Origin of the sequence: Victivallis lenta, assembly GCF_009695545.1 — a bacterium.
GTDB lineage: Bacteria > Verrucomicrobiota > Lentisphaeria > Victivallales > Victivallaceae > Victivallis > Victivallis lenta.
In genome coordinates, this window is record NZ_VUNS01000001.1 from 477,609 (window position 1) to 503,493 (window position 25,885).

Genomic DNA, 25,885 nt, shown 5'->3' on the forward strand with positions numbered 1-25,885 from the left:
AAATGGATGCCACGGAACTACTGACACAGGCCCCGGGCGAGCGGATCGTCACCGATTCTCCCCGGCGGCGGCTCGTCAGCGAGCTGCGCGGGCGCAGGCCGGGCCGTGTGCTGGTCTTTACCGGGCGGCACTCGGCCGATGCGAACGGCGGCCGGCGTTTCATTGAGCAGGCCGCGCTGGAGGCGGGCCGGGAGACGGTCCGTTTTTCCGATATCGAAGCGGAACCCGCCATCGGCACCATCGAAAAGATGACCGCGCTGATCCGGCAGGAGAAGCCGGCCGCCGTCATTGCGCTCGGCGGCGGCAGCGCCATGGACGCGGCGAAGGCCGCTTACCTGTCCGCGCAATCGGGCTGGCCGCTGGCGGAGCACTTCGGCGTGAACCGTTACAGCGAACGCTGCCCCGATGCGGCGGCGGACCGGGTCATCTGCATCCCGACCACCTCCGGCACCGGTTCCGAGGCGACTCCCTACAGCAATATCGTCGACCCGGCGCAGCAGGTCAAAAAACTGATCGCGGAGCGCCTGATCGTGCCGGAACTCGCGCTTCTCGTGCCGGAGCTGACAAACAGCATGCCGGAAACGGTCACCCGGGCAACCGGGTGCGATGCGCTCGCGCACTCGATCGAAGGATTCCTGAATGTGCGGGCGGACCGGGCGAATCCCGATGCAGACGGCTGGGCGCTTGAATCGATCCGGCTGATCACGGAAAACCTGCCGCGGGCAATCGCCGACGGCAGGGACGAAACGGCGCGGCGGAACATGTGCATCGCCGCGACACTCGGCGGCATGGTGATCCGCTTCAAGCCGACCGGACTGCCGCACCTCGCAAGCTATTCGTGGTTCGGCAGACTCGAACACGGCATCGCCGTCGCCATGCTGCTGCCGGGCTGCTGGCGCTACTATCTCGGCAACCCGTCCGTGGCGGAGCGGACCATGCGGCTCGCCGGACTGTTTCCGGGCAGAACGCCGGAGGAAGTCATCGCTTCCTTCCGCCGTTTTCTGGATTCCGTCGGAGTGCCGGGCCGCCTCTCCGACTGTTCCGGCATCACGCCGGAACTACTGGCGGCGACCGCGCAGAGCGGCCCCGCCAACCGGATGAAACTCGAAAGCGCTCCGCGGCCGGTTCCGGTCGAGGAGTCCGCGCAGATCCTCGCATCGATTCTCGAAGATACATGGCAGGGAGAACAATCATGTTGAAACTTACCGCAATCGGAATGGCGGCGGCACTGGCCGTCTCGGTTCTCGGCGCCGCCGAACTGCCGACCATTTACCTCGCGGGCGATTCGACCGTCTGCGACTACAAGCCCGAACAGGCGCCGATGACCGGCTGGGGCCAGGCGCTGCGCGACTTCTGCAAACCCGGCGTCACCGTGCGCAACCTCGCGGTCGGCGGCCGCAGCACAAAGTCGTTTCAGGACGAGGGACGCTGGAAAAAGCTGCTTGCCCAGCTCAAACCGGGCGATTTCGTGCTGATCCAGTTCGGCCACAACGACCAGAAGAAAGACCGGCCGGCTCTTTACGCCGAAGCCGGAACCGACTACCGGGCCAACCTCGAAAAATTCGTGCAGGAGGTCCGGGCCGAACAGGCGACGCCGGTACTCTGCACGCCGGTCAACCGCCGGAGCTTCCCGAACGGGGTATTCCGCCGGAGTCTCGCCGAATATCCGGAAGTCGTCCGCGAGGTCGGGCGGAAGACCGGAACGGCGGTCCTCGACCTGAACGCCGCCACGGAAAAGCTGTTCCTCGCCGAAGGGGTGGAGGGAACCGTCAAATATTTCACGATCGTCGCCCCCGGCGAATACCCCGGCTATCCGAAGGGAGCGAAGGACAATACGCATTTTTCCTACCTCGGCGCGGTCACCGTCGCCCGGGAAGCGGTCCGGAGCGCACAGGAGCAGAAGCTCCCGCTCGCCGGACTTTTCATCAACATCAAATAAGGGTTACACACATGGTTCACGTCATTGCGCGCTGCGTCATCAAGGAAGGCAGCCTCGAAAAATTCCTGCAGATTCTGAACGACAACATTCCGAACGTGCTCGCCGAAGACGGCTGCATCCGCTATGAGGCCTGTCTCGACGCGGATGCCGGCGTCGGCGCTCCGGCCGACCCGAACGCGGTCACCATCCTCGAAACCTGGAAGTCGCCGGAACACCTGAAGGCGCATCTCGCCACGCCGCACATGGCCGCTTACCGCGAAGCGGTCACTCCGCTGCGCGAATCGTCGACCGTCACCGTCGTCAAACCGGCGTAACATCCGAACGGGAGGAGCGGGACCATGATCAGATATTCCATTGTCGTTCCGACGCTGAATGAACGGGAGAACATCCTGCTCCTCATCGGCCGCATCGAAAAAAGCGGCCTTGAAAACTACGAAATCATCGTCGCCGACGAAAACTCTCCCGACGGCACGGCCGCGGCGGTCAACGCCTACGCGGCGGAAGGCCATCCGAATGTCCGCGCCATCCTGAACGACGGCGAACCGGGGCTGAGCCCGAGCATCGTCAAGGGGTTCCGGGCGGCGCAGGGGGAGTTTCTCTGCTGCATGGACGGCGATCTCCAGCACGACGTCGCCGACCTGGCCGGTCTGCTCGGCGAGCTTGAAACGCACGATTTCGCGATCGGCTCGCGCTACGTCCGGGGCGGCGGCTTCCGGGAAAAATGGAATCCGTTCCGCGTTCTGGTCAGCCGGACCGCGGCGGCGATGGCGCATATCATCCTCGGCGTCCGGGTCAAGGACCCGATGTCGGGATTTTTCGCGCTGCGCCGCGAGGCATTCGAGCGGGCGGCGCCGCAACTCAGCCCGAAAGGCTTCAAAATCATGCTCGAGCTGCTTTACGTGCTGACCAACTCCCCCGAACCGTGCCGCGTGGTCGAGCACGGAATCACCTTCGGGCTGCGCGAGCACGGCAAAAGCAAGCTGTCGGCCAAAGTCATGCTCGACTATGTGGGCATGCTCTGCGCGCTCCGCCGCAGCAGGCACGCATAAGCGCCGTCGCTTTCGACGGACGGCAGCAGTTGTTCCGACGCCATCCGGGTAAAATCCGGATGCTCCGCCAGAAAACGTTCCGCCTGCTGCTCATTCTCCTCCGGCTCGATGCTGCAGGTGCTGTAGACCAGTTGCCCGCCCGGTGCGACCCGCGCCGCCGCGGCATCGAGAATCGAATGCTGCAAAACCGTGATCTTCCGCAGTTCCGCCGCGCCGAACCGCCACAAGGCGTCGGGACGGCGGCGGAAAACGCCGGTGTTCGAGCACGGCACATCGGCCAGCACCAGATCGAACTCCCCGGCCAGCTCCCGCGGCTCCGCCGTGATCACCGCGAAATCGAGTCCGCGCCGGCGGAAATTCTCCTTCGTCTGCTCCTGCCGCCGCGCCGAACGGTCAGCGGCGACGAGCGATGTTCCCGCCTTCATCCGCTCGCTCAGCAGCAGCGATTTTCCGCCCGGCGCCGCACAGACGTCGAGAATACGGCGGACCGGCTCCATGCCGGGCAGAGACGCGGCGAGCGTTGTCGCCGGGTCCTGAATGTAAATCCGCCCTTCCCGCATCGCCTCGGAATCGAGCACCAGACCCGGCTTCGGGCTTTCGAAGAAGCGGAACGGCCCGCGGCACGGAACCGCCGTACCCTCCCACTCCGGCGGCGGCTCGAATCCCCGTTCCGCGCGGAACGTGAACGGCGCCGGAGACAGGAAAGCCCGGCACATCGCAGCAAGCTCTTCCGGCGAATAACGGCCGCGCCAGCGCTTCAGAACTGCGGGAGGCAGAACTTCCTCCGGCGCGTCATCAACCGGCGGCAGCTCGCGCACAGCGCGGCGCAGCACGGCATTCACGAACTTCGCTTCGTTCGCATTGCCGGCCGATTTGGCCAGCTCCACAGCGACATTGGCCGCCGATTCGGGAACGATTCCGCTCTGAAAACGAATCTGGGTCAGCACGGCGGCGAGCAGCCGCCGGAGACGCGGACGCGGCGGACGGCAGGCAAGCGTATCGATCCATTTGTCCACAAACCGCTTGCGGCGGAAATAAAAAAAGAGCAGACTGCCGGTCGTCCGCCGCAGCTCCGGATAGTCGAGCGCCGAATCGAGCGCATCGTCAAGGCTCCGTTCTCCCGCCCCGACCGATGCAAGCACCCGGCAGGCGTCGGCAAGCACATGCGTCGCCGTGTCGGAGTTCACCTTTCGCATTCGTCGCCCAGATACCGGCCGGGAACCAGATAGTTGCGGATATAATCGATCACCGAGTCGCGCAGGCTCGTCGCCTCGCGCCCGTAGCCGAGCGCCCTGAGTTTGTTCATCTCGGCTTTCGTATAGTACTGGTAACGGTCGCGCAGATTCTCCGGCATATCGATATACTCGATGTCGACCGGCTTGCCGAGCGCTTCGAAGGCGGCGGCGGCAAGCGCGTTCCAGGTTTCGGCCCGGCCGCTGCCGATGTTGTAGATTCCGGCTCCCTGCGGATGCTCGAAGAGGAAGAGGACCATATCCACCGCATCCTTCACATAAAGGAAGTCGCGCATCTGCTCGCCGTCGGCATATTCGGGGCGGTAGGAACGGAACAGCTTCAGCTTTCCGCTCGCCGAAATCTGCTCGAACGCACGCAGCACGACACTGCGCATATCCCCCTTGTGCCGCTCGTTCGGCCCGTAGACATTCGAGAATTTGCAGCCGGTGATCGACGCAAGCGCGCCGTGCCGCTTCGCCCAGAGGTCGAAAAGCTGCTTCGAGTAGCCGTACATGTTCATCGGCCGCAGCTCCTCGATCCGCGACTCGTCGTCAACGTAGCCGCGGCTGCCGTCGCCGTAGGTCGCACAGCTCGACGCATAGAGAAAACGGATGTTCCGGGCAAGGCAGTATTCGGCCAGCTCTTTCGTCGCATGGTAATTGTTGTCGATCAGGTATGACGCATCCCGCTCCATGGTCGAGGAACAGGCCCCCATATGAATCACGCCCTCGATGCGGGCGCCGTTGAAACCGCCGGCGGCAAGCCGGGAGCGGAACGCTTCCTTCTCCATATAGTCGGAGAAGGAGAGCGCCGAGAGATTCTTCCATTTGTCCGAATTCCCGAGGTGGTCCACCACCAGGATGTCTTCGATGCCGCGCCGGTTCAGGCCCCAGACGACGGCGCTGCCGATCAGGCCGGCGCCTCCCGTTACGATATACATGGTCAATTGCTCCAGAATTTACTGCCGCGCGACGAGCCGGGCGCCCGCATCGCGTTGTCCGCCCGGGTCAGGATCGAATTCTGGCCGCTCTGCAGCGGCCCGGTCAACCCGGTCAGATAGATCGAAAAAAGAAAGCTCTGCTTATAGCGGTCGTCATCGGTATCCCGCTCCCACTGGAACCCCGCGGCAACCTCCCAGCAGTGGAAGTTGCGGACCACCTGCAGCGTGTGGACATCGATATACCCCTCCTGGACATCGTAAGACATCGCGTACGACGCGAAGGTCCGGCGGTCCGGCGTGATCGGCAGCCGGACGCTGAACTGGAACTGCTCCGTGTGCTCACTGAAATATTTGTTGAAGAACGAACCGGCGTCAAGCTGAGTCAGCGTGGACCCCATCGAATAGGCGCTGCGCGACGCATAGGGGCGGTGGTAGATGTAGGAAAACGTGAAATCCCAATCGTCCGCCGGCGAATACTTCAGCGAAATATTCCAGCGGTTCAGCCACTTGAGGTTGATGCCGGGATGCCCGGCGTCGCGGCCGTCGCGGACCGTCTCCGGCACTTTGCCGTTGTTGCCCCCGGCGTCGATCGAAAACAGCGTGGAAACCGTGAAGCCCTTGAACGGCGTCGCGCTCAGAATCGTGCAGAAATCGCCGATCTGGCTGAAGCCTTCCTCCTTGCGCATATGCAGATCCCAGTAGTTCTCCATCGTGAAGTAGTCGCGGATCGAGCTGCCGTCCCGGGTCTGAAGACGGTTCTCCAGGCCGAAGCGGATGAAATGCTGCTCATCGATCCGGTCGATGTCGTCGAAGTAATAAAGATGGTCGCGCTTCACGTTCGGCTTCGGAATCAGCGTGTAATTGATATACGGCCGAATCACGTGCCGCAGACCATCCAGCGCCAGAAACGAACTGCGGACATCCTGCCAGGAGTTATAGATTTTCGTGGAAGCCTCCACGCCGATTTCCCCGGCGAACCGCAGCTTCGCCTTGCCCTTGTCGTCATAATTGTGCAGCAGCATCCCCCGCGTATTCTGCGGGTCGGCGGCCTGGAACAGCGTATTGAGGTCCTCGACCGTCACCTTCTCCTTCGACGTGTTGGAATAGGCGGTCAGCTTGAGGCCGGCGCGCGGCACCAGCGTCAGCCAGTCGAAACGGAGCGGAAAATACAGGAAGTGCGTCGTATCGAGACGGAAGCTCGAATAATTCTTCAACTTCTCGTTCGGATACCGTTTGGTGTCCCAATCGAACTTGATCCAGTCCATCTTCATGTAATCCATCGAAAGATCGCCCTGGTAGTAGAAGTTCGTGTTGAGGATCTGCTGGCGGTGCGCATCAAGGCGAAAACCCGGCAGCCGCTGAACGGTCGTGTAAAAGCTGTTGACCTTCGGCCGGACATAAAGCGAGGCGCTGAAATGGTCGAACTGCTGTTCGAGCGACATATAGGTCGCCGGCTGCGGATTGCGGTTGTAGCGCCCCGAGAAAAAGTCCCGCGTGAAATAGGGGTCGCTGATGACCTCCAGCGCACCGCGGAAATCAAGGCGCGGAGTGATGTGCGTCACATTCGAAATCCGGAAGTCGTAACGTCCCTTCGGCACCCTGATGCGGTATTTGTCGTAGTCATCCGTCTTGTTCGGGTCGAAGTCCCAGATGCCGTAGCCGAAGATTTCGGTCCGCGAGTTGTCCGTCTCGAAGTCGGCCTTGGCGCCGTAGCCGTAGCCGCGCTTCGAATAATAGTCGCCGAGCAGCTTGACCGACGCATACGGGTATTCGCTGAAGTCGAACCGCTTCGAAAGCATCACGTAATAGCCCCAGTCCGACGCTTCGCCCCACTGGATGCTGAACAGCCCCAGCGATTCGTCCTTCGGCTTGTAGAAAACCGGCAGCCAGAGCACCGGCACTCCGTAAACCTTCCAGAATCCGTTGGTCAGGAAGACGGTGTGATCACCGACATCGGTGTCGATCGTCTCCATGCCGTAGAACTCGGTCGTATGCGGCGTAAACTGCGCCTCGGTACAGCCGATCGAATAGTGGCCGTTGTCGTCCTCCAGATAATTGCAGGAGCTGATCTCGGCGTTTTTAACGGTGATGATGCCGTCCGGCTTGCGTTCGCCCCGCTCGGCCCGGCAGACGTAGGTCTTGAACCGGAACTGGGCGTCCTCAAACTGAAAGTATCCGCTGTCCAGATTGCCGACCAGCCGCTGCGCCTTGATGTTGTCGGTAAGCATCGAAATGCTGACCTGAACCGACAAATCTCCCCAGACGTCACCGGTGATGCCGAGAAGCGTCACACTGCAGTTCGGCGTATTCTGAATCCGGGCGAGCTTCGCCATATCGACCACGCCGCCCGAATTTTCCCAGCGGTAGACCTGGACATTGCCGACCGCCTCGATATCCCTGCTTTCGATGTTGATCGTGGCCTGGTCGGCATAAATCTCCAGATCGCCGGCCGGAATATAGACCCCTTTCGCCACGATGTTCTGCCCGACAAACTGCCAGCTGTCCGCATTGAACTCCTTGAAGGAGGCGAAATTCAGCTTCGAAGCGCCGAGGCTCGCAGCCTGCAGCGGCGCCGCCAGCGCCGCCGCAAGCGCAAAGGCCGCAAGCAGAAATTTTCCTTTAGCCGAGAGCAATCGCGTCATCCTTCCTTCTCATAGAGGCGCTTGAGCTCCAATTCGGTCGCCATGGTGTAGCAGCCGCCGCAGTCGAGCGTGCCGGCCACGGCGGAACCGAGCTTCGCAATCTCGCTGACCGGCGTCAGCGGCATATCCGGCGCATTCGGAAAAATCACAGTCTTGCCCGGGAACTTCGCATTCATCACCGCCTCAAGCCCCTGCTTCAGCGCCTTCATGCCGCCGACAGCCGCAAGCGCGGTCACCGGATTCAGCTCCCCGGTCTCCGCCAGCACGAGCGTGTGGCGCAGGTGCTCGGTGCGGCTGCCGCTCGAACCGATATACCGGCAGCCGCGGTTCACCATGCCGTCGATCGAGAGCATTCCCTCGACTCCGGCCGGAATCCCGGCAAAGATGTTCATGAGGCCGTCTTCGCCGAGATAATTCGCGGCGTGGGCCAGCACCGGCACGACCGGCACGAGCATGATGATGTCGTCGAATCCCTCCGGAGCGAATTCGCGCAGCAGAGCGTCGAACTCCTCTTTCGAAAGCGACGACGGATTCACGGCCTTGAATTCGATGCCGCGTTCCGCGATCGTTTCGGCGAGCAGCCGTTCGACGTTCGCGATGCGGGATGAATCCATATCGGTCACGAGAATGCGCGCCGGCCCCTCCGGATTCTCGACCGCCAGCTGCGTATGCATCTGGCCCATGGCGCCGGCTCCGCCGGGCAGCCAGCACGTGCCGCCCTTCTTCACTTTGCTGCGGACATTCCGGCCGTAGGCTGCCGACAGGACGGTCCCCGGCGCACCCTGATAGAAAAAGCCTTCATAATGAATCCGGCCGACGTCGAACATGCCGCTGCGGCCGGCGTAGTCGCCGATGAAACTCGTGACCGCGCCGCGGCTGCCGAGCTTGGCCGCCGGTTCCGCGAACTCGGCAGGAAGATTGCAGAGAAAAATGTCATCGAACTGGACGCCGGACGGGATTTCGTCCACCAGCGTCATTTTGACGCCGAGCTCGGCATTCAGCGCTTCAACCGCCTCCGGGGCCAGCCCGAAGCCGACCACGCTGGCCGGAGCCGCCTTCTTCAGCGCCTCGCCGGCGCCGTAAATCTGATTGTCGCCGGCCGCGATGAAGACCCGGCCGTTCGGCAGCGGGGCGGTGCGGTTTTCGATCATATAGCTGGCCTGCACACAGGTCCACGGCTCAAGCAGCGCGGCGACGGCGGACGGCATATCGTCGGAGATCGGCAGCAGATAGCACCCTTCGTCCCCGTTCAGGATGCGCTGGTCGATCACGCTGTACTGCTCCATGCCGCCGTTGATCGCGTAACCGTAGGCGAATCCCCTGCCGTTCACATACACGTCGGCCTGAATGATGAAGCGCTGGCCGACATCGAACTTGTCGGCGACCTTGTCTCCGACCTTCACGACGGTCATGACCGCCTCGTGGCCCGGAATCACCGGGTCCTTCTTCAGATCCTTCGAAATCACGCGCGGATGCGCCTCACCGGCCCGGATCAGTTTGACATCGGAGAAGCAAAGGCCGATCGCATCGATCCGCACCAGAAGCTCATCGGGCCCGATCTCGGGCACCGGAATCGTGCAGGGACAGTCGTTCACGCCGAAATTTTCCATCCCCGCCCCGAACAGCGGCCACGCCAGCATCTTCTCCGGAATCGAAACGTTGCTCATCTTCTTCCCTTCTCTCCCTTATTGCTCGGAATCCATCGCCTGCCAGGAGGCCAGACGCGACTGAATGAACCCGATAATCTCCTGCTGCAGGGCCTGGCCGTTCCCTTCGACGGCGCGCGCCGGCGCGAACTCGAAATAGACGCCGCGCTTCGGCCGCACCGGCCCCATATCCCGCAAATATTTCCCGTTGCCCAGAAAGTCCGTTTTCAGGGCGAACGGCAGCACCCGGACGCCGGCCGACTTCGCCAGCTTGATCCCGATGGAATTGAACTTCGCCGCGTCGAACGTCTCGCTGCGGGTCGACTGCGGGAAAATGATGATCGACCGGCCGGATTCCAGCACCTTTTTCCCGTCGCCGAGCACGGCGCGCAGGTCGTCGCGCGGGTTCTCCCGGCCGACCGGAATCGCCCCGAGCGACCGCATGATATCCCGGAAAAACGGCACCGTCAGCAGCGACTGCTTGATGACGAACGTGAAATCGAGATACTCCCGCGCGACCGCATGGAAAAGCGCGGTTTCCAGCAGACTCATATGGTTGCCGATCAGGACCACCGGCTCGCCGGAGACATCGCGCAGATTTTCCAGACCGCGCAGGTGGATCCTGCCGCCGCACTTCTCGACCAGGCGGAAGTTTTTGTTGGAGTAATAAATCTGCCGCTCTTTGTCGAGCCGCCCGCGCCGGCCGCAGCGTCCGGTCCGTGCAAATATGCCGAAGTTGTTCAGATAAAAGTACCAGCGGCTGCCGAGCGACAGACGGTAAAGCATGGACTTCCGCATACTTTCCGGCGTATCATAAGCGTCGCCGGCGAAAAGATATTGACCGTGTTCCATTGACCTGCAATCGAAATATGATTAAATAAAAATCCCGAACGCGTTAATATATCATGCGTTCCCGCAAAATGCAATTACGGGATCAAAGATCGAAATCGTCGTCCAGGACCGACATCTCGTCTTCCACGAAATTCAGCGCCATCTTGAACGCGGCCGCCCGGTGGCTGATCCGGTTCTTGAGTTCCTGCGGCATTTCGCCGAAGGTCTGGTCGTAGCCGTCGGGCAGGAAAATCGGGTCGTACCCGAAGCCGTCCGCGCCGCGCGGCGCGTCGACGATGCTCCCCTTCACCTCTCCCTCGAAGGTCTCGATCACCTCGCCGTTGATCGCGATTGCGATCGCGCAGACGAAGCGGGCGCGGCGGTTCTCCTTATCCTTCAGCTCCTCGAGCAGCTTCGCAATCCGCTCTTTGTCGGTCGGCGCGTAGCGAGCCGAGAAGATGCCGGGGCGGCCTTCGAGCGCCTCGACCTCGAGCCCGGAGTCGTCGGCAAACGCCGGCACGTCGCAGTACCTGCAGGCGGCCAGCGCCTTCTTCGCGGCATTTTCGCGAAACGTCGCGCCATCCTCCTCGACGCCGGGGAAATTCGGATAATCGAGCAGGGACTTCAGTTCGACCTTCTGCCCTTCCAGGAGTTTCGCGTACTCCTCCACCTTATGCGCATTGCTCGTCGCGACAACAATATAAGCCATGATAAATCTTGAAACTCCTTGCGTTCTCTTTCCTGTCATATATATTATAACTGAAACGGACGCTTTACAAATGAATCTCGAAATTTGCGGCAAACTTTTTGAATCTTTCCGGGGCGGAACGCTTTACGCGGGCTTCTCCGGCGGGGCGGACAGCACGGCGGTTCTGCTTGCCGCCCGGCTTTACCGGGAACGCATCGGCTTTCGCCTCACCGCCGTCCATTTCGACCACGGGCTGCGAGGCGAAGAGTCACGCGGCGAAGCGCGCGATGCCGCCCGGTTCGCCGCGGCGCACGGCATCGAATTCCGATTGGTCGAGCTGCATCTCGCTCCGGGCCCGAACCTCGAAGCGCGGGCCAGGAACGCGCGCCTCGACGTCTGGAAGCGGCTTGCCGGGAACCGTCACGATGCCGCGGTCATCCTCGGGCATCACGCCGACGACCGGGCCGAAACGCTGCTGCTGCGGCTGCTGCGCGGCTCGAATGCGTCCGGCCTCGTCCCGCTGCGCGAACGTTCCCGGGTCGAAGGAGTGACGTTCCTGCGGCCGCTGCTGCGGTTCCGGCGCAGTGAAATCGAAGCCTTCCTGCGCGACAACGGCATCTCCGGCTGGGCCGTCGATTCGAGCAACGCCGACGAGTCGCTGACGCGCAACGCGCTCCGCAACCGGATTCTGCCCGCCCTGTACGATCTGACGCCGGGGAGCGAAAGCGGCCTCTTCCGCTCGCTCGACGCGCTGGCGGACGACGCCGTTTTCCTTGAGGCCGAGGCCGACCGGCGCTGGAACGAAATCGCAGGGACAGTTGAAATTCCGTTCGGTTTCTGGCGCCGGCAGCCCCCCGCCATGCGGGTGCGGCTGCTGCGGCGGTTCCTCGCGGCGGAGTCGGGGCGCGACTTCGTGCCGAACCGCAGCTTCCTCGACCGGTTCGAAGCGATGCTCTCCGTCCCCTCCCCCGAGCTCCGGCTGCTGCCGGTTGACGCGGAACGCACGCTCGCCCTGCGGAATGAATCCGTCTCGTTCCTGCGGAATCCCCCGGCAAACCCGGCCGCCTGGCGCTGGCGCGAGCTCCCGGAGACGGTGTGGAACGGCTTCCGCCTCACCGTCGAAACCGTTTCCGCGGCGGGGCCGGTCACGCTTTACGAAGCGCTGTTCGACGCGGATGCGCTGCCGGACGAACTGATCCTCGATCGGCGCCGCGACGGCGACCGCCTCGTCCCCTTCGGAGAAGCAAAGCCGAAACCGCTCAAAAAGCTGCGCTGCGACCGGAAGATCCCGGCCGGCAGCCCGCTTCCGGTCCTGCGCACGAATGCCGGAACAATACTCTGGGCCCCCGGCATCCGCCACTCGAACCATGCGGCGGCGACGCCCGCGACTGCCCGCCTCGTGCGCTTCGCCTGCGCAGCGATTCCCGCTGAGGTTCAGGGGTCCGGAACCGGTACTCCTTCCGGAAACTAGATCTGTTCCCGTTTTTTATTCCTGCATTTCTTTATCCTGAACGGCTTTCACTTCGGCAAGCCGTTCATCGATGTGAATGATCCGGCCGGAGCCGGTCATTTTTTCCTGATGATGGCTTCTGTCATATAATCAAACAATACCGGAACGGAATTTTGAATAACAGGAATGTTCCAAACAGGTTCCCGCATAAAATCTTCTGCTTTTCTTTCTTCAATCAACAGCAGCGCTGATTGCGGCATGGACTCCTTCCGCACCCTCCGGAGTTCATCCCCATATGCCGCAGCCGAAAAAAAATGCTTTTTTCGCCCGCGGCACTTGACATTTTCATCAAAATGCATCATAATAATATATAGCACGAGCTATGAAACCATTTTTTCGCTCATGCTGTTTTTAAAAATCGCAAATATAGCACGAGCTATAACAGTTATTTTCCGGCTCATCCTTTTACCGGTTGCCGGATCGGCACAAACAATAACAGGATTCCTATCATGATTGACAATACCCGGCAGGGACAGCAGGTGACGGCGGCAATGCTTGCCAAACACGCGGGAGTCTCGCGCGTCGCGGTCTACGCCGCCTTCAATCCCGGAAAAAAGACGACGGTCGGCATCAGCGAAAAGACGAAAAACAAAATCCTGGCGGCGGCGGAGGAACTCGGCTACATCCCGAACGACCTCGCCCGCACGCTGGTCTCCGGCCGCAGCCGCAATATCGGGCTGCTGCTGCAATCGAACCGGTCGGCCATGTCGCAGCAGCTGATCGCGGCGTGCAGCCGGCTCTTCGTCGACAACGGCTACCTCGTCATCTCGGAGTCATCGGACGAGGACGAGAAACGCGAGCGTGAGATCCTGAACCGCTTCCTGATCCGGCGCGTCGACTGCGTCGTCATCTCCTGGGTCGATGAGGAGAGCAACGCGGACCTGCGCAAACAGTTCGGCCGGTGCGGAATCCCGATCATCAACATCCGGAACCGCGAGCCGGATTTCGATTACTCAGCCGCCATCAGCTTCGACGAAGGGCAGGTCATGCGGCAGATCTGCGGACTGCTGGCGCGATGCGGGCTCCGGAAGCTGTGTTACGCCGGTATCGGAGGACGCGGGAACAATTCGAGCCGCTGGCGCCATACCCACCTCGAAAGCGCCGTCCGGGAGCACTCCGGCATGGAGCTCGCCGGAGAAGTCAGCTTCGCCTCCGCTGAAGAGTGCCGCGCCTACGTGCGGACTCTGCGCGACCCGGCGAAGCGTCCGCAGGCGATCGTCTGCTACAACGACCGCATCGCCCAGCTGGTCACGATCGAACTGCGGCTGTCCGGAATCCGGGTCCCGGAGGAGATCGCCGTAACCGGCGTGGACGGTTACAGCGACCGATTCGATCTCGTCGCGCCGACCACGGTCCGGCTGCCGGTCGCGGAGATGGCCGGGGAGATTTACCGGATCTTCAGCAGCTCCGACTACCGGCGGCAGCTGGTCCGCATCGCTCCGGAGCTGATCGAACGAGAAACAACGCCCAACCAACCACAAGAGGCTTTATCATGAGAAAAACCCGTTTCACGCTGATCGAACTGCTTGTCGTCATTGCAATCATCGCGATCCTCGCCTCGATGCTTCTCCCGGCCCTCCAGCGGGCGCGGTCGACGGCGAAGAAAAGCTCCTGCTCCGGCAACCTTCGCCAGATCGCCTTCGGCCATATCGGCTACAGCGACGACTACAACGACTATATCGCCGCCGGAATCCGCTGGCCCGGCAACATTGTCTGGCCGACCTCGCTGGCGCCTTACATGGGCAAAAACGCCAATGGCAAAGCGTTTTTCTGCCCGGCCTCCACCGAGGAGAACAGCAAATCGATGAAGGACTTCGTCGCGCTGCACGAGACCTCGTTCAAGTTCGGCGACAACGCCCGCCTCAGCTACGGACAGAACGTCAATCTGTCCCAGCAGCGGACAACGCGGAAATACGGAAAGCGGGGTCAGTTCAAGCACCCGGCCAAAACCGTGCTCGTGCTCGACGGCAATATGCCGAAAGCCCCGGACGAAGGAGTCGTCGCCCATTACACGTACACCCAGATTCCGGCGGAAGTTTCGGGGGGAAAGGCGTTTTTCGGAACCGGATACGGCCACTCGGACGGAATCAACCTCTGTTTTCTCGACGGGCATGTCGATTATGTCGGGCCTACCCTGATGAGCCAGGCCCGGGCGAAAAAAGGCCACGCCTACTGGGGCAAACTCGGTTTCAACTGGAACACCTCCGATAACAATTGATTGAAAGGAATCCCATGCGGCTGATTCATTCCATGGCGGCAGCCCTGCTGCTGTTTTCCGCACCGGTGCTTTCGGGCGCCGGAGTGATCTGGGTCGAAGGCGAAGAAGCCCGGAACACCAGCTTCTCGCCGGGCGTCGCCCCGCTCTCCGACGGCAGGGCCGCCGGGGCCTCCGGCGGGTTGTACCTGAAGAACGACCGCGCCGACGCCTCCGGCAAAGAAGCGCCGCGCTTCGCGGAATACGAGTTCAAAGTGGCCGAACCGGGCTCCTACCGGCTCTGGATCGCCTCGACTCCGCTGGTGACGGGCTGGGCCTCCCCCTATTCGATCGGCTGGCTCGACCGGCCGGAACGGACCGACATGGCCGGGAAAAAATACCGCGGCGTCCCCTACGGGCGCGGAAAAAACGAACAGTTCTTCTTCTGGCACGACGCCGGAACGCGCGACTTCCCCGCCGCCGGAACCTATACGCTCCGCATCGAGACCGGCACCCCCCGCGCCTCCGATTCGAAGGTTGTGGTTTTCATCGACGCGCTGGCGCTTACCTCCGACCTGAACCAGCTCCCGGCCGGAAACAGCCCGGCTGGTTCCCCCGGCGCCCTTCCCGCGCCGCCGAAAGGGACCCTGGTCTGGCGCGAAGCCGAACTGCCCGATGAAAGCAATCTCGGCGTGCGCGCCAACGTCCCCTTCCTGAATGAAAAAGGACAGGGCGCCTCGGGCGGCATGTACTTCAACATCGACCGCAAAGCGGATGCCGAAAAGGCGCCGGAAGGATATTACGCGCAGTACGACTTCAACATCCCGGCTCCGGGCGCCTACCACGTCTGGATCGCCGCCACACCGTTCAACGCGGGCTGGGCCTCCCCCTGTTCGATCCGGTGGGACGACGAGCCGGCAATCGACCTGGCCGGACGCAGACCGTACAGTCCGCCGTACGGCTTCGACCATCCCCGCGCCTACTTCTTCTGGACCAAAGCCGGCGTAAAGAACTTCACGAAGGCCGGAAAACACACGCTGCGCGTCATCGCCGACCGCCCGCGCGGCAACACGGACAACATCCGCGTTTTTCTCGACGCAATCGCGCTGACCGCCGACCCCGCCTGGGCGCCGCGCGGCAACCGTCCGCCGGGTTCCCCGTGGCAGGGCGTTCCGAAGGGCGCGACTCCGGAGGAACGGAAGGCGAACTTCCGCAAGGCGATCTATGACATCCAGATGCAGACTTATCCGGCCAAGCTCGCCGAAACCAACGAGGAGTGGAATCCGGAAACCACCGCCGAGGTCCTGCGCAAGATGAAGGCGCGCCCGCTGCCCGCCCCCTCGGCCATCGGAAGCCGCAAACAACTGCGCTTCGGGCTGCACGGCATCGAAAAGCCGTTCGTGCAGGTCGGCGCGGACGAGGAACGGACCGCTGCGGCGCTCGATCTGCTCGCCCGGGCCGGCGTCGAATTCCTGCGTACCGCCGAACCCTGCTGGCACCGGCTCGGCAACGTCCCCGGCACCTTCGACTACCGCCAGCTCGACTATGAAATGTCGCTCGCCCGGAAGCACGGCATGAAACTCATGCTGACCATGGGCTTCGCGCCCGCTCAGTACGGCAAGGGCAGAGGCAACAAGCTCGCGGCCTGCAAGCCGGAGTATTACGGACTCTACCGCGACTATCTGGACGACCTCTTCCGCCATGTCCCGGAAGAAATGATCCACTCGGTCGAGCTTGCGAACGAAGTGGACGCCTCGCATGTCTGGTGGGTCGGCGACAGTACGCCGGAGGATTATGTCGAAGAGGCGAAGATGACTTGCGACGCGCTCAAGCGGGCCTACCCGAACCGCAAATTCCCGTTCCTCGGCTTCAGCGCGACCTGGTCCAGCGTCGAGCGGGACCGGGCCGAGGGGCGCGGCCGCGCCTGGGTCGAACGCGCCTTCGACGCCGGAGCCGACCGCTGCTTCGACGCCTATTCGCTGCACTACACCTGGAGTCCGCCGAAATGGGGCTTCGCCGACTGGATGCGCGCCGAACGTGCAAAACGCGGCTTCGCACCCAAACCGCTTCATAACAGCGAAGAGTCATGTTACGGCCACCCCGGCGACCTTATGAAGCTCTTTGCGCGCAATCTCTTCCTGCAGGATATGGAGAGTGTGACCTACTTCCTCGCCCGCGATTTTCAGGAGGTCGGCAATCTGCTCTACTCCGGACTCTTCGACCTGAACTGGCAGCCGAAGCTCCGGCTGCTCGCCTACGCCGCCTCGACCGACGCGATGCGCGGCCGGAAGCTCGTCGGCATGGCCGATCCGGCGACTGGACTTGAAGCGTATGTGCTCGAAAAAGAATCCGACGACGCTTACGGCCCCCGCTACGCCATCGTCGGCTGGGCGCTCGACCGCGCGGAGGAAGGGATGCATTCGAGCCAGAAGGCCCACAGCGTCAACGTCTCCGGCTGGCGAGGCGTCAGGGAGGCCGTCAGCTGGCGGCTCGACCCGGTCCCCCCGAATTCCGACGGTTCAATCACCGTTCCGAATGAACCGCTGACCGTCTATGCCGACGAGCTGCCGGAGTGGCGGCTCCTGACCCCGAAAGAGTGGCGCGAACGCAAGGTCGCCGTCACCGTCCGGGGACAGGATGCCGGTATCCTGCCCGGCCAGGCCCTGCCGGACGGACGGTAACCGTTCGGACAAAAAAATTCCCGGAGGAGGACAGGGTCTGTCCATCTCCGGGAGTTTTGCGCTGCGGTCAGCGGGTCAGCAGATAGACCATCACGCCGCCCGGACGCGAAGCGGTGTCCGCCGTAAAACGGAGCCTGCCGTTTTCATAAGTCGACGGGACGCTGCCGTTCGGGGAGCCGTCGAACTTCAACGCTTCGACCTTCATCCGCGGCAGAGCAAGTTCGACGTCGGCCCGGCACTTTTCGAGCAGGATCGGCAGCTCTCCCCAGCTTTCGAGCAGGCTGCGGCGCTCATTCGAAAACTTCTGCCTGGTCGCGCCGAGGTTCGGCATCTGGATGAACAGAAGCCTGCCGCTTTCGGCCAGCGGTTTGCCGTCGAGCGACAGCAACGCGGCCGTCTGATAACGGTCGGCGCCGGCAAGATGCATGACCCGGCCCGCCATCGTGCCGCTGAAGGTCAGCACTTCGCACTGCGGAGCGACGATCTTCAGCGTCTTCGCCTTCGAATCGAGCGTGATCTGTCCGCCGGCGCTCGTGATGACTCCGGTTTTTCCGAGCTTGCCGAGAGCGGCGCGGGCGGCGGCGGGAAGCTGCTTCTCCCAGTTGTCATTGAGTGCATTGACCTTCTGCACGCCGGGGAACGAAACGGCGGGAGAGAGCGTGCCGATCCGGCCGTAGAGGCCGAGTTCGGTGAACGCCGCCGGATAATCACCGTCATTCCCCGGAGGCCCCGCCAGCGCGCGGAGCTGTTCCGGCGTGCAGCTGAAGGCGAAGGCCGGTCCGGCCGGACGAACATAACCGCGCATGAAAAGCAGGTAAATGATGCGCTCCGCCAGCTGCGCCTGCGGGTCGTTGACGACGTCGAAGCCGCGCGGCACATCGACCTTCTTCATATTGTCCCGGCTGTGCGACCAGGCGAACCGGTAGAGGCCGTCCCAATCCTGCAGCCCGGCATAGCCGCCGATCAGCGGAGCCGCCTCGACCCGGTACGGGTTCGGATTGCAGAAGTTGAATTCCGTTACCGTGTACGGCTTGCCGAAGATCCGGGTCGGCATCAGGTAACGCGGATTCTGCGCAAGACGCGAGATGGACGACATGTTCGAGAACAGATACGGCATCCGCCACTGCTGCACCGGAAAGCGGGGGTGGTCCCAATACTGGTGGTTGTCCACGAAATCCAGATGTTCCCGCACGCCGTTCAGGGTGAACTTGCTGGTCATGTTGAGGTCGGTGACCAGCGCGGTCAGCTTCAATTCATCCTTCAGGAACCGCTTCTGTTCTTCGATGCTCCTGATCTGAAGATCGTTCAGGAACTCGATGAAAAGACCGCCGCGGGAGGCGCGGTTCTCCGGTGTGTCGAGTCCTTTCTCCTTCAGGTATTCGACATACCTTTCCTCGAAAAGCGGGACGAGCGCCGGATTGCGGTTCCAGAGGGAGACGAGCGGATTTTCATTCACGAGATTCAGCGAGTAGAGCGCGGGATCCTCCGCGTAGGTCAGCCCGGTGTACGGATTCCGGTGAGTCAGCAGCCGCCGGGCGAACTCTTTCCAGTTCGCCATCGCCGACTTGCTGAGCGGAATCAGGCTCTTCATCTCGAAGCCGTAACGCTCAAAGGTGCGACCCTCGCGTTCCTTCACATTGTCGCCCGGACGCATTTCGCGGCTCGCGTAGAGATCGAGGCAGAGGTAGATGCCGTGCTTTTTAAGCTCCGCGAACAGATAGTCGAACTCGTCGAGCGCCTTCGGATCGAAGGTCAGCGAATCGGCCGCGCGGGGATCGAGCAGGCCGTTTTCGAAGTGGTGAAAACGAACCGTGTTGTAGCCGAGCCGGGTCGCCTTGGTCACGAAATCGTCGGCCAGCGCCTTGTCGAGATAATTCGAGGAACCGACCAGGTTCGGGCCGAAGAAGCGGATCCGCTTTTCCGGCGCATCACGAAATGAGAAATGTCCGGCCCGGTTGACCGTCACCGGTCCGTACTTGCCGGCCGGCGCGTCGAGATAGACCGAAAAATCAAGCGGAGACCCCGCCGCGGTATTGCCGTTGTATTCGACCGGCATCCAGTTTTTATCCGCAACGATATACGACGGAGTTTCGATCTGCCGGAGATTCAGCCTGCGGTCGCCGAGCGTGGCGCCGACGATCATCCAGACAGCTTCGCCGCCGTCCGCCGCTTTGAAGGTCAGCCTGGACGGTGTGGCGCCGACCGGAAACTGCGACAGATAGAGCCCGACAAACGACTCTTTGTTCTCCCCGGTCCAGGCGACGGCGCCGTTCGCAACGCCGTAGGGCTGCCACCAGTTGCCGACGTCGCGGCCGGCAAGCACAGGAAACTCCTTCGCGCCGCCGTCGGCGTACTCCGCGACGAGCATGCCGACCGGCTTCGGCGGCTTCGGCGTCCAGGCCGAAGCGTGCAGCAGATACAGATACTGGAACCCCTCGCCGGCTCCATCGAGCGCAACGCTTTTCTCCGCCGGGAATTTCCGCTGCCCGGAAGAGAGCACGAGGCAGGAGCGCCTGTCGTTGCGTTCCGGATTGACGATGTCGAAATCGACGCCGAGAGCGGAGAACCGGCCCGACTTCATCATGCGCAGATCGTTGGCCGGCCCCTGGTCGGTCCAGCCGCCCTGCCCGTCGTTGAGCTTCTCGTCTTTGAACCCCATATTGAACGCCTCTCTGAAGTCGACCGCCGCAGTACGAGGCGATTCGACCCGGATACGCAAGTCGATGGAGGCGTCACCGATTTTTCCGGAGGACGGAATCGCGCCGAGCCGGAACACGTAATACTGATTGCCCCATTCCCGGTCATCCTGAATCAGCAGCGTGAAATCGCCTTCGACGGTGACGGTCCTGCCGCCGCAGCCGAACCGGAGCGAACGGGCCTTCCCTCTGAAAATGCAGATTTCTCCGAACTCTTTCGGCAGCACAATCTTTTTACCGTCGACCAGGACATCGTCCGGCTCGCCGAGCGGCATGTTCATGACCAGCGCAAGCGCTGCGGTGTCCACCGGCGGAGCCGCCTTGAAGCGGGCGGAATAGGCGATTCCGCCGTTCCCGGCAGCAACCGCCGAAACCGCGGTATGGAATCCGCTCCACTCGCCGGAGGTTTCGAACCGGTCAGGGCTGAGCCGGGGAAACCCCGCATCCGCCTTGAAATCGTCCGCCCGGAGAACCTCGCCGCGCCAGTCGGGCGCATACCAGGTCCAACGCAGCGCGAGCTTGCCGACGGTCAGGTTTCCGAGAGAATCGATGGCGGGGCTGGCCGGCAACGCCCCGCCGGAGGGGGGAGGCAGCAGCCGGAAATCCGCTGCAAACTTCCAGTCCGACACCTCCCGGCCGGTTCCCTTCGGAATCAGCCGGATCGTGAACGTACTGATTTTGAAAGAACGGTTATCCTGCACGTGAACCCGGAAATCGCCGGAAATCCGGATCTGCCGCTCCGGCAGGACGATGACGACCTGTCCAGCTTCACGGTCAAGCATGGTTACGCCGTTCTCCTCTTCAGGGAGCATGACCTCGCTGCCGCCGACATAGAGCGCAACGCCGGGGCGGCCGGCCGGAATATCGACCGCCAGCGCCAGCGAATTGGTCGCAATGGGAATCCCCGCCGTGAGCGCATAATCACAGCGAAACGCATTTTCTCCAGTCGCCGTCACATTCTCGATCACATCGAATACGTTGTCCGAACCTCCGGCCGGGAGTTTGCCGCACAATTCATATCGGCCGCCGGAGTGCTTCGGGTACCCGGCAGCCGGCTTCAGAGCCGACTGGCTGCTTCCTTTCCATCCCGGCCCGAAATGCTGAAGAAACACCTGCACCGGACCGATATCGAATCGTCCCTGCGGCTCGAACCGCAAGGTTTCCGGCAACCGGTCGGCCGCCGCCGCAACGATGGTCAATCCGAGCACGGCCAACGGAAGAATCCACTTTCGCATCAACATATTCTCTCCTCTGTAATTACTGGGCATTCGGCCACAGGTTCCAATACTGGTTGTAGACGGTTTTCAAAGTCGGGTCGGAAGTCGGGCGCGACGTCACGGACGGATCATAAATCTCGTTCCAGACGATGCGGGAGCGGACGTGCCCGTCGTAAAAGGCCGCATTCAGCCCGTTGCCGTGACGGTAGGCGGGCATGACGTTGACACCGCCGTTGTGCTGGTTCTTTTCACCGTAGAGCCGATAGCTGTTCGCCTTATCGTACTCGACATTCCAGTCGGTGGCATCCATGACCAGAAGTTTGCCGGAAGGATTTTTCAGGCGTCCGATCTTGATGCAGCGTATCTCCGGAATCTTCCAGCTCGGGCCGTACTCATTGTTCCGGCCGTAGGAGTACTGTATGTTGGCGTATCCGCCGTCACGCTGGGAAGCGACCTCGTTCAGCGAGATCGATGCCTCCGGACACAGAAAGCCGCGGCTCCAGTATTGCGGAGAGTTGGGGTTATAGGCGACCCCGACCGTTCTGAGGTACGCCCGGTTGCCGGTCCAGCTCTCGATGTAGACACCGTTGATGACATAGACGTTCGGGAGTCCGAACCCGTCACTGTCGCCGCTGTACAACTGTTCGGCGGTTCCCAGCTGCTTCAGGTTGCCCGCGCACCTGGTGCTCCTTGCCCGGCCGCGCGCCTGGTTCAGCGCCGGCAACAGCATCGAAGCGAGAATCGCAATGATCGCGACAACGACCAGAAGTTCTATCAGCGTAAAAGGGTTACGCATAATATAGAGTATGTGAAAAAGGAGAAAAAAGCCTCCGATGCCGCCCGGCGGAAAAAACGCAGCGGGCACCGCACACACAAAGCTGCGAGGGAAATTCATCTTCCCCGCGAAGTCCCGGACAATTCGCATGGACGTCAAGCGGAAAACACGGTCAGCCCCCTGCCGTCTCCGGCAGCCGTGAAACCGTGAAGCGCAAACCGGACCATGTACCATAACTATAACCGCAACCCGTTAAAACCAAGGAGACCGAGCCATGAAAAAAAACGCCGCAAAACATAACATACTCTATATTATACGATATTGCAATCACCATGCCAGCAGATATACCCCGTAGGGCTTCAGCACGACCTCTTCCGGGATCGCCGGCAGCTTTTCGGAGCTGACGCTTCCGCCGCTTATGCCGACCGACTCCACGGAGGGCAGCACCGTTTCCGGCGCGGGCGACAGGTTCAGCAGATCGAGCGTTACGGTCACCTCGCGGTCGCTCTTGTTGACCAGCAGCAGCCCTCGCCGTTCCGGATTCCGGAAGGCGAGGCACTCCACCTCCGGAGAACTCGTCGCACTCTTCAGATACTCTCCCTTCAGATAACGGTTCGCCACAGCAAAGACCGCCGCGGCCGGACGCGGCTCATTGTCGGCGGAAAAGAGCCCGAACGTCCCGCCGCCGCGCGAATGCCAGGTCTGCGCGATTTCGACGTCGGCCTTCACCAGATGGTGCAGCACCGAGGCGAACCAGGCCGCGCCGATCCGGTTCGCCTGCCGGGGATCGTGCGGCTTCCAGTTGAAGTTGATATTGTATTCGGTCAGGGCGAGCTCGACCGGCCTGCCGGGCCGTTCCTCCTCCGCCATCGCCCGGATCGCGCGGGCATCCTCCCCGAACGAAGCGGTTCCGGCCATCAGGTAGGCGGTCGGCGTTTTGACCGAACCGGTCAGATACTTGTGATAGCTGATGAAATCGGTCTCCTCCCCGCAGTGGCGGTAGAAGTCGCGGATCGCGCCGACCGACGGCCAGCACGGGGCATAACCGCCGATCCGGATCGATGGATCGACCTTCCGCATTGCGGCGGCTGCTTCGTTGTACATCTTCCAGAGCGAGCGGTCCTCTTCGATCTTCTTGAAGTAGACTTCGTTGTAAATCTCCCAGTAGCGCAAATCGAACTTGCGTTTCAAATTCAGCTCCCGGACGAGATCCGCGCAGAGCGACGCAAACAGCCGGCGTCCCTCCGGCGTTTTCGGATTCACATAGGATGGAATCTTGTTGAAGCAGATCATCACGTCCCATTCCGGATTCGCGCTCTTGAGCTTCGATATGGTCAGCGCCAGCTTTTCGTACTGCGGATTCCGAAGCTTGTCCGGGTAGACGCTTTCGAGATTCCAGCCGGAGTGAAAGCGATAGAGGCGGCAGCCGACCGACTTCATCTTTTCGAGGTATTCGTCGAACTTCGGGTTGTCGGCGGACTGCACGTCGGTTTCGTTCGTGCTGAAGACATTCGGATGAATCTTTCCCGCCGGAGAGCTGAAATCGACGGTCACTTCGACCGTGCCGGAATGCGTCTCGCACTTTTTCCCGGCCGCCGCGGCGAGGTTTCCGGCGTCAGCGGAACGCTCCAGCAGCAGCGCCCCGAGCAGAAGCTGCGAGGATTCGGCGGTCACATTCAGCGGAATCAGCTTGTTTTCCTCCTTCGAGACAACCATGCGGATATTCGAGAATGCGAGAGAAGCGATCTCCTTCCCCGGATGCGGGTTGACCCACGGCAGAACCGTCAGGTGGAACTCCGCCTGCCCCGAAGAAAAGGTTCCGACGTAAAGCGCGGCCTGCGGCTCGCGGTTGCGGAAGCTGCCGCACAGTTCGAACTCCTCCCGCAGCGGAATGCGCACTTCGGTTCCGTCGGCATAGCGGACGCGGATATGCGCCATCTCCTGCATGACGTCGCCCTGCCAGTATTCGGCAAGCAGCAGCGCGATCCCGGCGGCCTTCGCGCCGACCGGAATTTCAACTGTATCCGGCAGCGAAGGGAATGCATTGCAGCGCAAGGCGATCATGTTTCCGGGGGCGAATGAAAGGCCGAACGGCTTCTTCTCCAGCGCCTCCCGGCACTCTTTTCCGAAGAAGTCGAATAGCGGATAGTCGGCGGCCCGGACGGAAAGTTTCGCAAGGTCGAGCGGCCGCTGCCCTCCGGAAGCCGCGGCGGCGGCGGGAACCGGCGTTCCGGTCTCCCGGGCGGGCGGCAGAACCGTGACTTCGACCGTGCGCTTCGCACTCTCCCCGCCCGCCGAAACCGTCACCTCGAACCGGTGCCTGCCGACGGCGGAAACGCCCGGCACCCAGACGAACCGGTTCGGCGCGGAGCCGTCCCCGGCAGGCCTGTACGCCGCCGCCGGAGCGGTAGTCAGAAGAATCCGCTCCACCCGCGCATACGGCGTTTTTTCGGACATCAGCGCAAGCGTCGGACCGGCCTGCGCACGGTTCCAGCTCCCGAAATTGATCCAGCGGAATGTGCCGCTCCTGCCGAAACTCCACTTCAGCTCCTTCTCCGGGCGGCGCAAACAGAGGGCGCCGCCGGAAGCGCGTACCCAGACCGTGTAGCTTCTGCCGTCCTGCGGAAGCGGGAATGAGAGCAGCGTATGATAATCGCTTCCGGCCGTGACCGCTCCATCCGCTTCGATCTTCGAATACTTCGCCGCGAGTTTCCCGGCCGCGTAATTATGGAGATTCGGAGGAATGAGGCGCGTTTCCCCGTTGAACGAGCAGCTTGCCGGCGCGTCGCCGGTGCCGGAGACCGTGACCGACAGCGCAAACGGCTCGCCGGCCCGGACGGTTTCGGGATAGTCCAGCTTTTCGATGACGGGAGCGGCGGAGAGGAGTGCGCCCCCCAGCGCTGCGGCTGCAAACAACATTGTTTTCATAAAAGATCGCTTTCGTCAGATTGTTACAGAAGCGGAACGTTGATTCCGAGGTTATCCTCGTAAAGCGCTCCGGAGAAGGTGTAGTAGAAGCCGGCCCACCCGGATGCATTCTGCTTGACCTTGCTGTATTTCGAGCCCGACCAGCCGCGGATTTCATGGTACTGGATCGAATCGACATGGCCGTCGAACATCCACATATTGCAGCGCCCGCTGTGCCAGAAAACCGGCAGCGAACGGCCGGAGACATAATTTCCGTAGCTCATGCGGTAATCCGGCTTGCTGCCCGTGGCGGAGAGGCTCGCCCCGTCGCCGCCGAGAAAGAGCTCGGAGGGCCTGATCGCAGCATACGCCTTCGCCTTGAAGTCGACAATCGATTTCCCGGAGCCCACCAGCACCGCGGCGTAGGAGTGATAGCTGCTTGCGGGAACGAATCCCGGCAGACGCTTCGAATTCGGGCAGTAGAACACCTTGCGGTCCGATCCGGCAGTGATGTAATTTAATTTTTTCAACTGTCCGCTCCAGGTCGGATTCGAATCGTTCGGCTGGGTTTCCCGGCAGTAGAGCTGTTCGTTATGATCGTTCATATACATGCGCATCGCCATGAAACACTGCTTCTGATTGCCGGTGCAGGCCGTGGCGTGCGCCCGGCCCCGCGCCTGCTGCAGCGCCGGCAGCAGCATCGATGCGAGAATCGTGATGATTGCAATAACCACCAGAAGTTCGATCAGAGTGAACGGTTTGCGCATAATAACGGGTATGTGAAACGAAACAGCATTGCCGCCGGGCAAGAAAAGCGCGGTATGCGCCGCGCAGCGGATGTGAACGGACTGCACGGTTCGGCGGCAGCCGAAGCGGGCAGCGAGGAGCAGGTGCGACGAAGGTGAACGCAGCGGAGCGAAGGCCCTCTGCCGCAGCC

19 protein-coding genes are annotated in these 25,885 nt (G+C 62.0%); 8 read left to right on the forward strand and 11 right to left on the reverse strand.

Translation table 11 applies throughout. From position 1 onward, the window contains the following. Positions 1-2: 2 nt before the first annotated feature. From FYJ85_RS01915 to FYJ85_RS01930, 4 genes are read left to right on the forward strand one after another with little or no spacing between them, the layout of a single operon-like run. Entirely contained in the window at positions 3-1,199 is a 1,197-nt protein-coding gene (locus FYJ85_RS01915; RefSeq protein WP_106053328.1) for an iron-containing alcohol dehydrogenase, read from the forward strand. Next, on the forward strand, positions 1,193-1,939 hold the full coding sequence (locus FYJ85_RS01920; protein WP_158703958.1) for a rhamnogalacturonan acetylesterase: 747 nt from the start codon (positions 1,193-1,195) through the stop codon (positions 1,937-1,939). The genes FYJ85_RS01915 and FYJ85_RS01920 overlap by 7 nt, the downstream gene beginning before the upstream one ends. A gap of 11 nt (positions 1,940-1,950) precedes the next feature. After that, a complete protein-coding gene (locus FYJ85_RS01925; RefSeq protein ID WP_106053330.1) occupies positions 1,951-2,253 on the forward strand; it encodes a putative quinol monooxygenase in 303 nt (100 codons plus the stop codon). Between the two features lie 24 nt (positions 2,254-2,277). Beyond that, on the forward strand, positions 2,278-2,988 hold the full coding sequence (locus FYJ85_RS01930) for a polyprenol monophosphomannose synthase (protein ID WP_106053331.1): 711 nt from the start codon (positions 2,278-2,280) through the stop codon (positions 2,986-2,988). On the opposite strand, the gene FYJ85_RS01935 is transcribed toward FYJ85_RS01930, so the two are convergent. The 6 genes from FYJ85_RS01935 to rdgB all read right to left on the reverse strand — a co-directional run bounded on the left by FYJ85_RS01935 (position 2,943) and on the right by rdgB (position 10,989). Beyond that, positions 2,943-4,184, reverse strand: a complete 1,242-nt coding sequence (locus tag FYJ85_RS01935; protein WP_106053332.1) for an RsmB/NOP family class I SAM-dependent RNA methyltransferase — start codon at positions 4,182-4,184, stop codon at positions 2,943-2,945. The genes FYJ85_RS01930 and FYJ85_RS01935 overlap by 46 nt on opposite strands. After that, positions 4,172-5,161, reverse strand: a complete 990-nt coding sequence (gene rfaD, locus FYJ85_RS01940) for an ADP-glyceromanno-heptose 6-epimerase (RefSeq protein WP_106053333.1) — start codon at positions 5,159-5,161, stop codon at positions 4,172-4,174. Before rfaD ends, FYJ85_RS01935 begins: the two co-directional genes overlap by 13 nt. A 2-nt stretch (positions 5,162-5,163) precedes the next feature. Beyond that, positions 5,164-7,803 (reverse strand): LPS-assembly protein LptD, encoded by a 2,640-nt coding sequence (locus FYJ85_RS01945; RefSeq protein WP_154416814.1) that lies wholly within the window; start codon positions 7,801-7,803, stop codon positions 5,164-5,166. Further along, positions 7,800-9,470, reverse strand: a complete 1,671-nt coding sequence (locus FYJ85_RS01950; RefSeq protein WP_106053335.1) for an alcohol dehydrogenase catalytic domain-containing protein — start codon at positions 9,468-9,470, stop codon at positions 7,800-7,802. Before FYJ85_RS01950 ends, FYJ85_RS01945 begins: the two co-directional genes overlap by 4 nt. An 18-nt stretch (positions 9,471-9,488) precedes the next feature. After that, on the reverse strand, positions 9,489-10,247 hold the full coding sequence (locus tag FYJ85_RS01955) for a lysophospholipid acyltransferase family protein (RefSeq protein WP_206212925.1): 759 nt from the start codon (positions 10,245-10,247) through the stop codon (positions 9,489-9,491). A 136-nt stretch (positions 10,248-10,383) separates the two neighbouring features. After that, complete coding sequence (gene rdgB, locus FYJ85_RS01960; protein WP_106053337.1) at positions 10,384-10,989, reverse strand: RdgB/HAM1 family non-canonical purine NTP pyrophosphatase; 606 nt, start codon at positions 10,987-10,989, stop codon at positions 10,384-10,386. A gap of 70 nt (positions 10,990-11,059) precedes the next feature. Between rdgB and tilS the strand changes: the two genes are divergently transcribed. Next, positions 11,060-12,439, forward strand: coding sequence for a tRNA lysidine(34) synthetase TilS (gene tilS, locus FYJ85_RS01965; RefSeq protein WP_206212926.1), 1,380 nt, complete (start codon positions 11,060-11,062; stop codon positions 12,437-12,439). 95 nt (positions 12,440-12,534) lie between these two features. Here the strand turns inward: tilS and FYJ85_RS01970 are convergent, their stop codons facing one another. Further along, entirely contained in the window at positions 12,535-12,678 is a 144-nt protein-coding gene (locus FYJ85_RS01970; protein ID WP_154416816.1) for a hypothetical protein, read from the reverse strand. A gap of 249 nt (positions 12,679-12,927) precedes the next feature. On the opposite strand from FYJ85_RS01970, the gene FYJ85_RS01975 reads away from it, so the two are divergent. The 3 genes from FYJ85_RS01975 to FYJ85_RS01985 are packed head-to-tail and all read left to right on the forward strand — an operon-like array spanning position 12,928 to position 17,353. After that, positions 12,928-13,974, forward strand: coding sequence for a LacI family DNA-binding transcriptional regulator (locus FYJ85_RS01975; protein ID WP_106053339.1), 1,047 nt, complete (start codon positions 12,928-12,930; stop codon positions 13,972-13,974). After that, positions 13,971-14,696 (forward strand): type II secretion system protein, encoded by a 726-nt coding sequence (locus FYJ85_RS22910; RefSeq protein WP_106053340.1) that lies wholly within the window; start codon positions 13,971-13,973, stop codon positions 14,694-14,696. The genes FYJ85_RS01975 and FYJ85_RS22910 overlap by 4 nt, the downstream gene beginning before the upstream one ends. A 14-nt stretch (positions 14,697-14,710) precedes the next feature. Then, positions 14,711-17,353: a hypothetical protein gene (locus FYJ85_RS01985; RefSeq protein ID WP_154416817.1), complete on the forward strand. Its 2,643-nt coding sequence runs from the start codon at positions 14,711-14,713 to the stop codon at positions 17,351-17,353. A gap of 67 nt (positions 17,354-17,420) precedes the next feature. Here FYJ85_RS01985 and FYJ85_RS01990 read toward each other — a convergent pair whose 3' ends face one another. From FYJ85_RS01990 to FYJ85_RS02005, 4 genes are all read right to left on the reverse strand, one after another. Then, complete coding sequence (locus FYJ85_RS01990; protein WP_154416818.1) at positions 17,421-21,290, reverse strand: hypothetical protein; 3,870 nt, start codon at positions 21,288-21,290, stop codon at positions 17,421-17,423. A gap of 16 nt (positions 21,291-21,306) precedes the next feature. After that, positions 21,307-22,062 carry a prepilin-type N-terminal cleavage/methylation domain-containing protein gene (locus FYJ85_RS01995; RefSeq protein ID WP_154416819.1) on the reverse strand — a complete coding sequence of 252 codons (756 nt, stop codon included), beginning with the start codon at positions 22,060-22,062 and terminating at the stop codon, positions 21,307-21,309. Positions 22,063-22,368: 306 nt separating this feature from the next. Continuing rightward, entirely contained in the window at positions 22,369-24,969 is a 2,601-nt protein-coding gene (locus FYJ85_RS02000; RefSeq protein ID WP_154416820.1) for a GH39 family glycosyl hydrolase, read from the reverse strand. Between the two features lie 23 nt (positions 24,970-24,992). Then, positions 24,993-25,715 carry a prepilin-type N-terminal cleavage/methylation domain-containing protein gene (locus tag FYJ85_RS02005; protein WP_353956275.1) on the reverse strand — a complete coding sequence of 241 codons (723 nt, stop codon included), beginning with the start codon at positions 25,713-25,715 and terminating at the stop codon, positions 24,993-24,995. Positions 25,716-25,885 lie beyond the last annotated feature (170 nt).

Bases quoted from the DNA above. Each gene is read 5' to 3' on its own strand.
- FYJ85_RS01915 (WP_106053328.1), top strand. From the start codon at position 3: ATGGATGCCACGGAACTACTGACACAGGCCCCGGGCGAGCGGATCGTC.
- FYJ85_RS01920 (WP_158703958.1), top strand. From the start codon at position 1,193: ATGTTGAAACTTACCGCAATCGGAATGGCGGCGGCACTGGCCGTCTCG.
- FYJ85_RS01925 (WP_106053330.1), top strand. From the start codon at position 1,951: ATGGTTCACGTCATTGCGCGCTGCGTCATCAAGGAAGGCAGCCTCGAA.
- FYJ85_RS01930 (WP_106053331.1), top strand. From the start codon at position 2,278: ATGATCAGATATTCCATTGTCGTTCCGACGCTGAATGAACGGGAGAAC.
- FYJ85_RS01935 (WP_106053332.1), bottom strand. From the start codon at position 4,184: ATGCGAAAGGTGAACTCCGACACGGCGACGCATGTGCTTGCCGACGCC.
- rfaD (WP_106053333.1), bottom strand. From the start codon at position 5,161: ATGTATATCGTAACGGGAGGCGCCGGCCTGATCGGCAGCGCCGTCGTC.
- FYJ85_RS01945 (WP_154416814.1), bottom strand. From the start codon at position 7,803: ATGACGCGATTGCTCTCGGCTAAAGGAAAATTTCTGCTTGCGGCCTTT.
- FYJ85_RS01950 (WP_106053335.1), bottom strand. From the start codon at position 9,470: ATGAGCAACGTTTCGATTCCGGAGAAGATGCTGGCGTGGCCGCTGTTC.
- FYJ85_RS01955 (WP_206212925.1), bottom strand. From the start codon at position 10,247: ATGCGGAAGTCCATGCTTTACCGTCTGTCGCTCGGCAGCCGCTGGTAC.
- rdgB (WP_106053337.1), bottom strand. From the start codon at position 10,989: ATGGCTTATATTGTTGTCGCGACGAGCAATGCGCATAAGGTGGAGGAG.
- tilS (WP_206212926.1), top strand. From the start codon at position 11,060: ATGAATCTCGAAATTTGCGGCAAACTTTTTGAATCTTTCCGGGGCGGA.
- FYJ85_RS01970 (WP_154416816.1), bottom strand. From the start codon at position 12,678: ATGCCGCAATCAGCGCTGCTGTTGATTGAAGAAAGAAAAGCAGAAGAT.
- FYJ85_RS01975 (WP_106053339.1), top strand. From the start codon at position 12,928: ATGATTGACAATACCCGGCAGGGACAGCAGGTGACGGCGGCAATGCTT.
- FYJ85_RS22910 (WP_106053340.1), top strand. From the start codon at position 13,971: ATGAGAAAAACCCGTTTCACGCTGATCGAACTGCTTGTCGTCATTGCA.
- FYJ85_RS01985 (WP_154416817.1), top strand. From the start codon at position 14,711: ATGCGGCTGATTCATTCCATGGCGGCAGCCCTGCTGCTGTTTTCCGCA.
- FYJ85_RS01990 (WP_154416818.1), bottom strand. From the start codon at position 21,290: ATGTTGATGCGAAAGTGGATTCTTCCGTTGGCCGTGCTCGGATTGACC.
- FYJ85_RS01995 (WP_154416819.1), bottom strand. From the start codon at position 22,062: ATGCGTAACCCTTTTACGCTGATAGAACTTCTGGTCGTTGTCGCGATC.
- FYJ85_RS02000 (WP_154416820.1), bottom strand. From the start codon at position 24,969: ATGAAAACAATGTTGTTTGCAGCCGCAGCGCTGGGGGGCGCACTCCTC.
- FYJ85_RS02005 (WP_353956275.1), bottom strand. From the start codon at position 25,715: ATGCGCAAACCGTTCACTCTGATCGAACTTCTGGTGGTTATTGCAATC.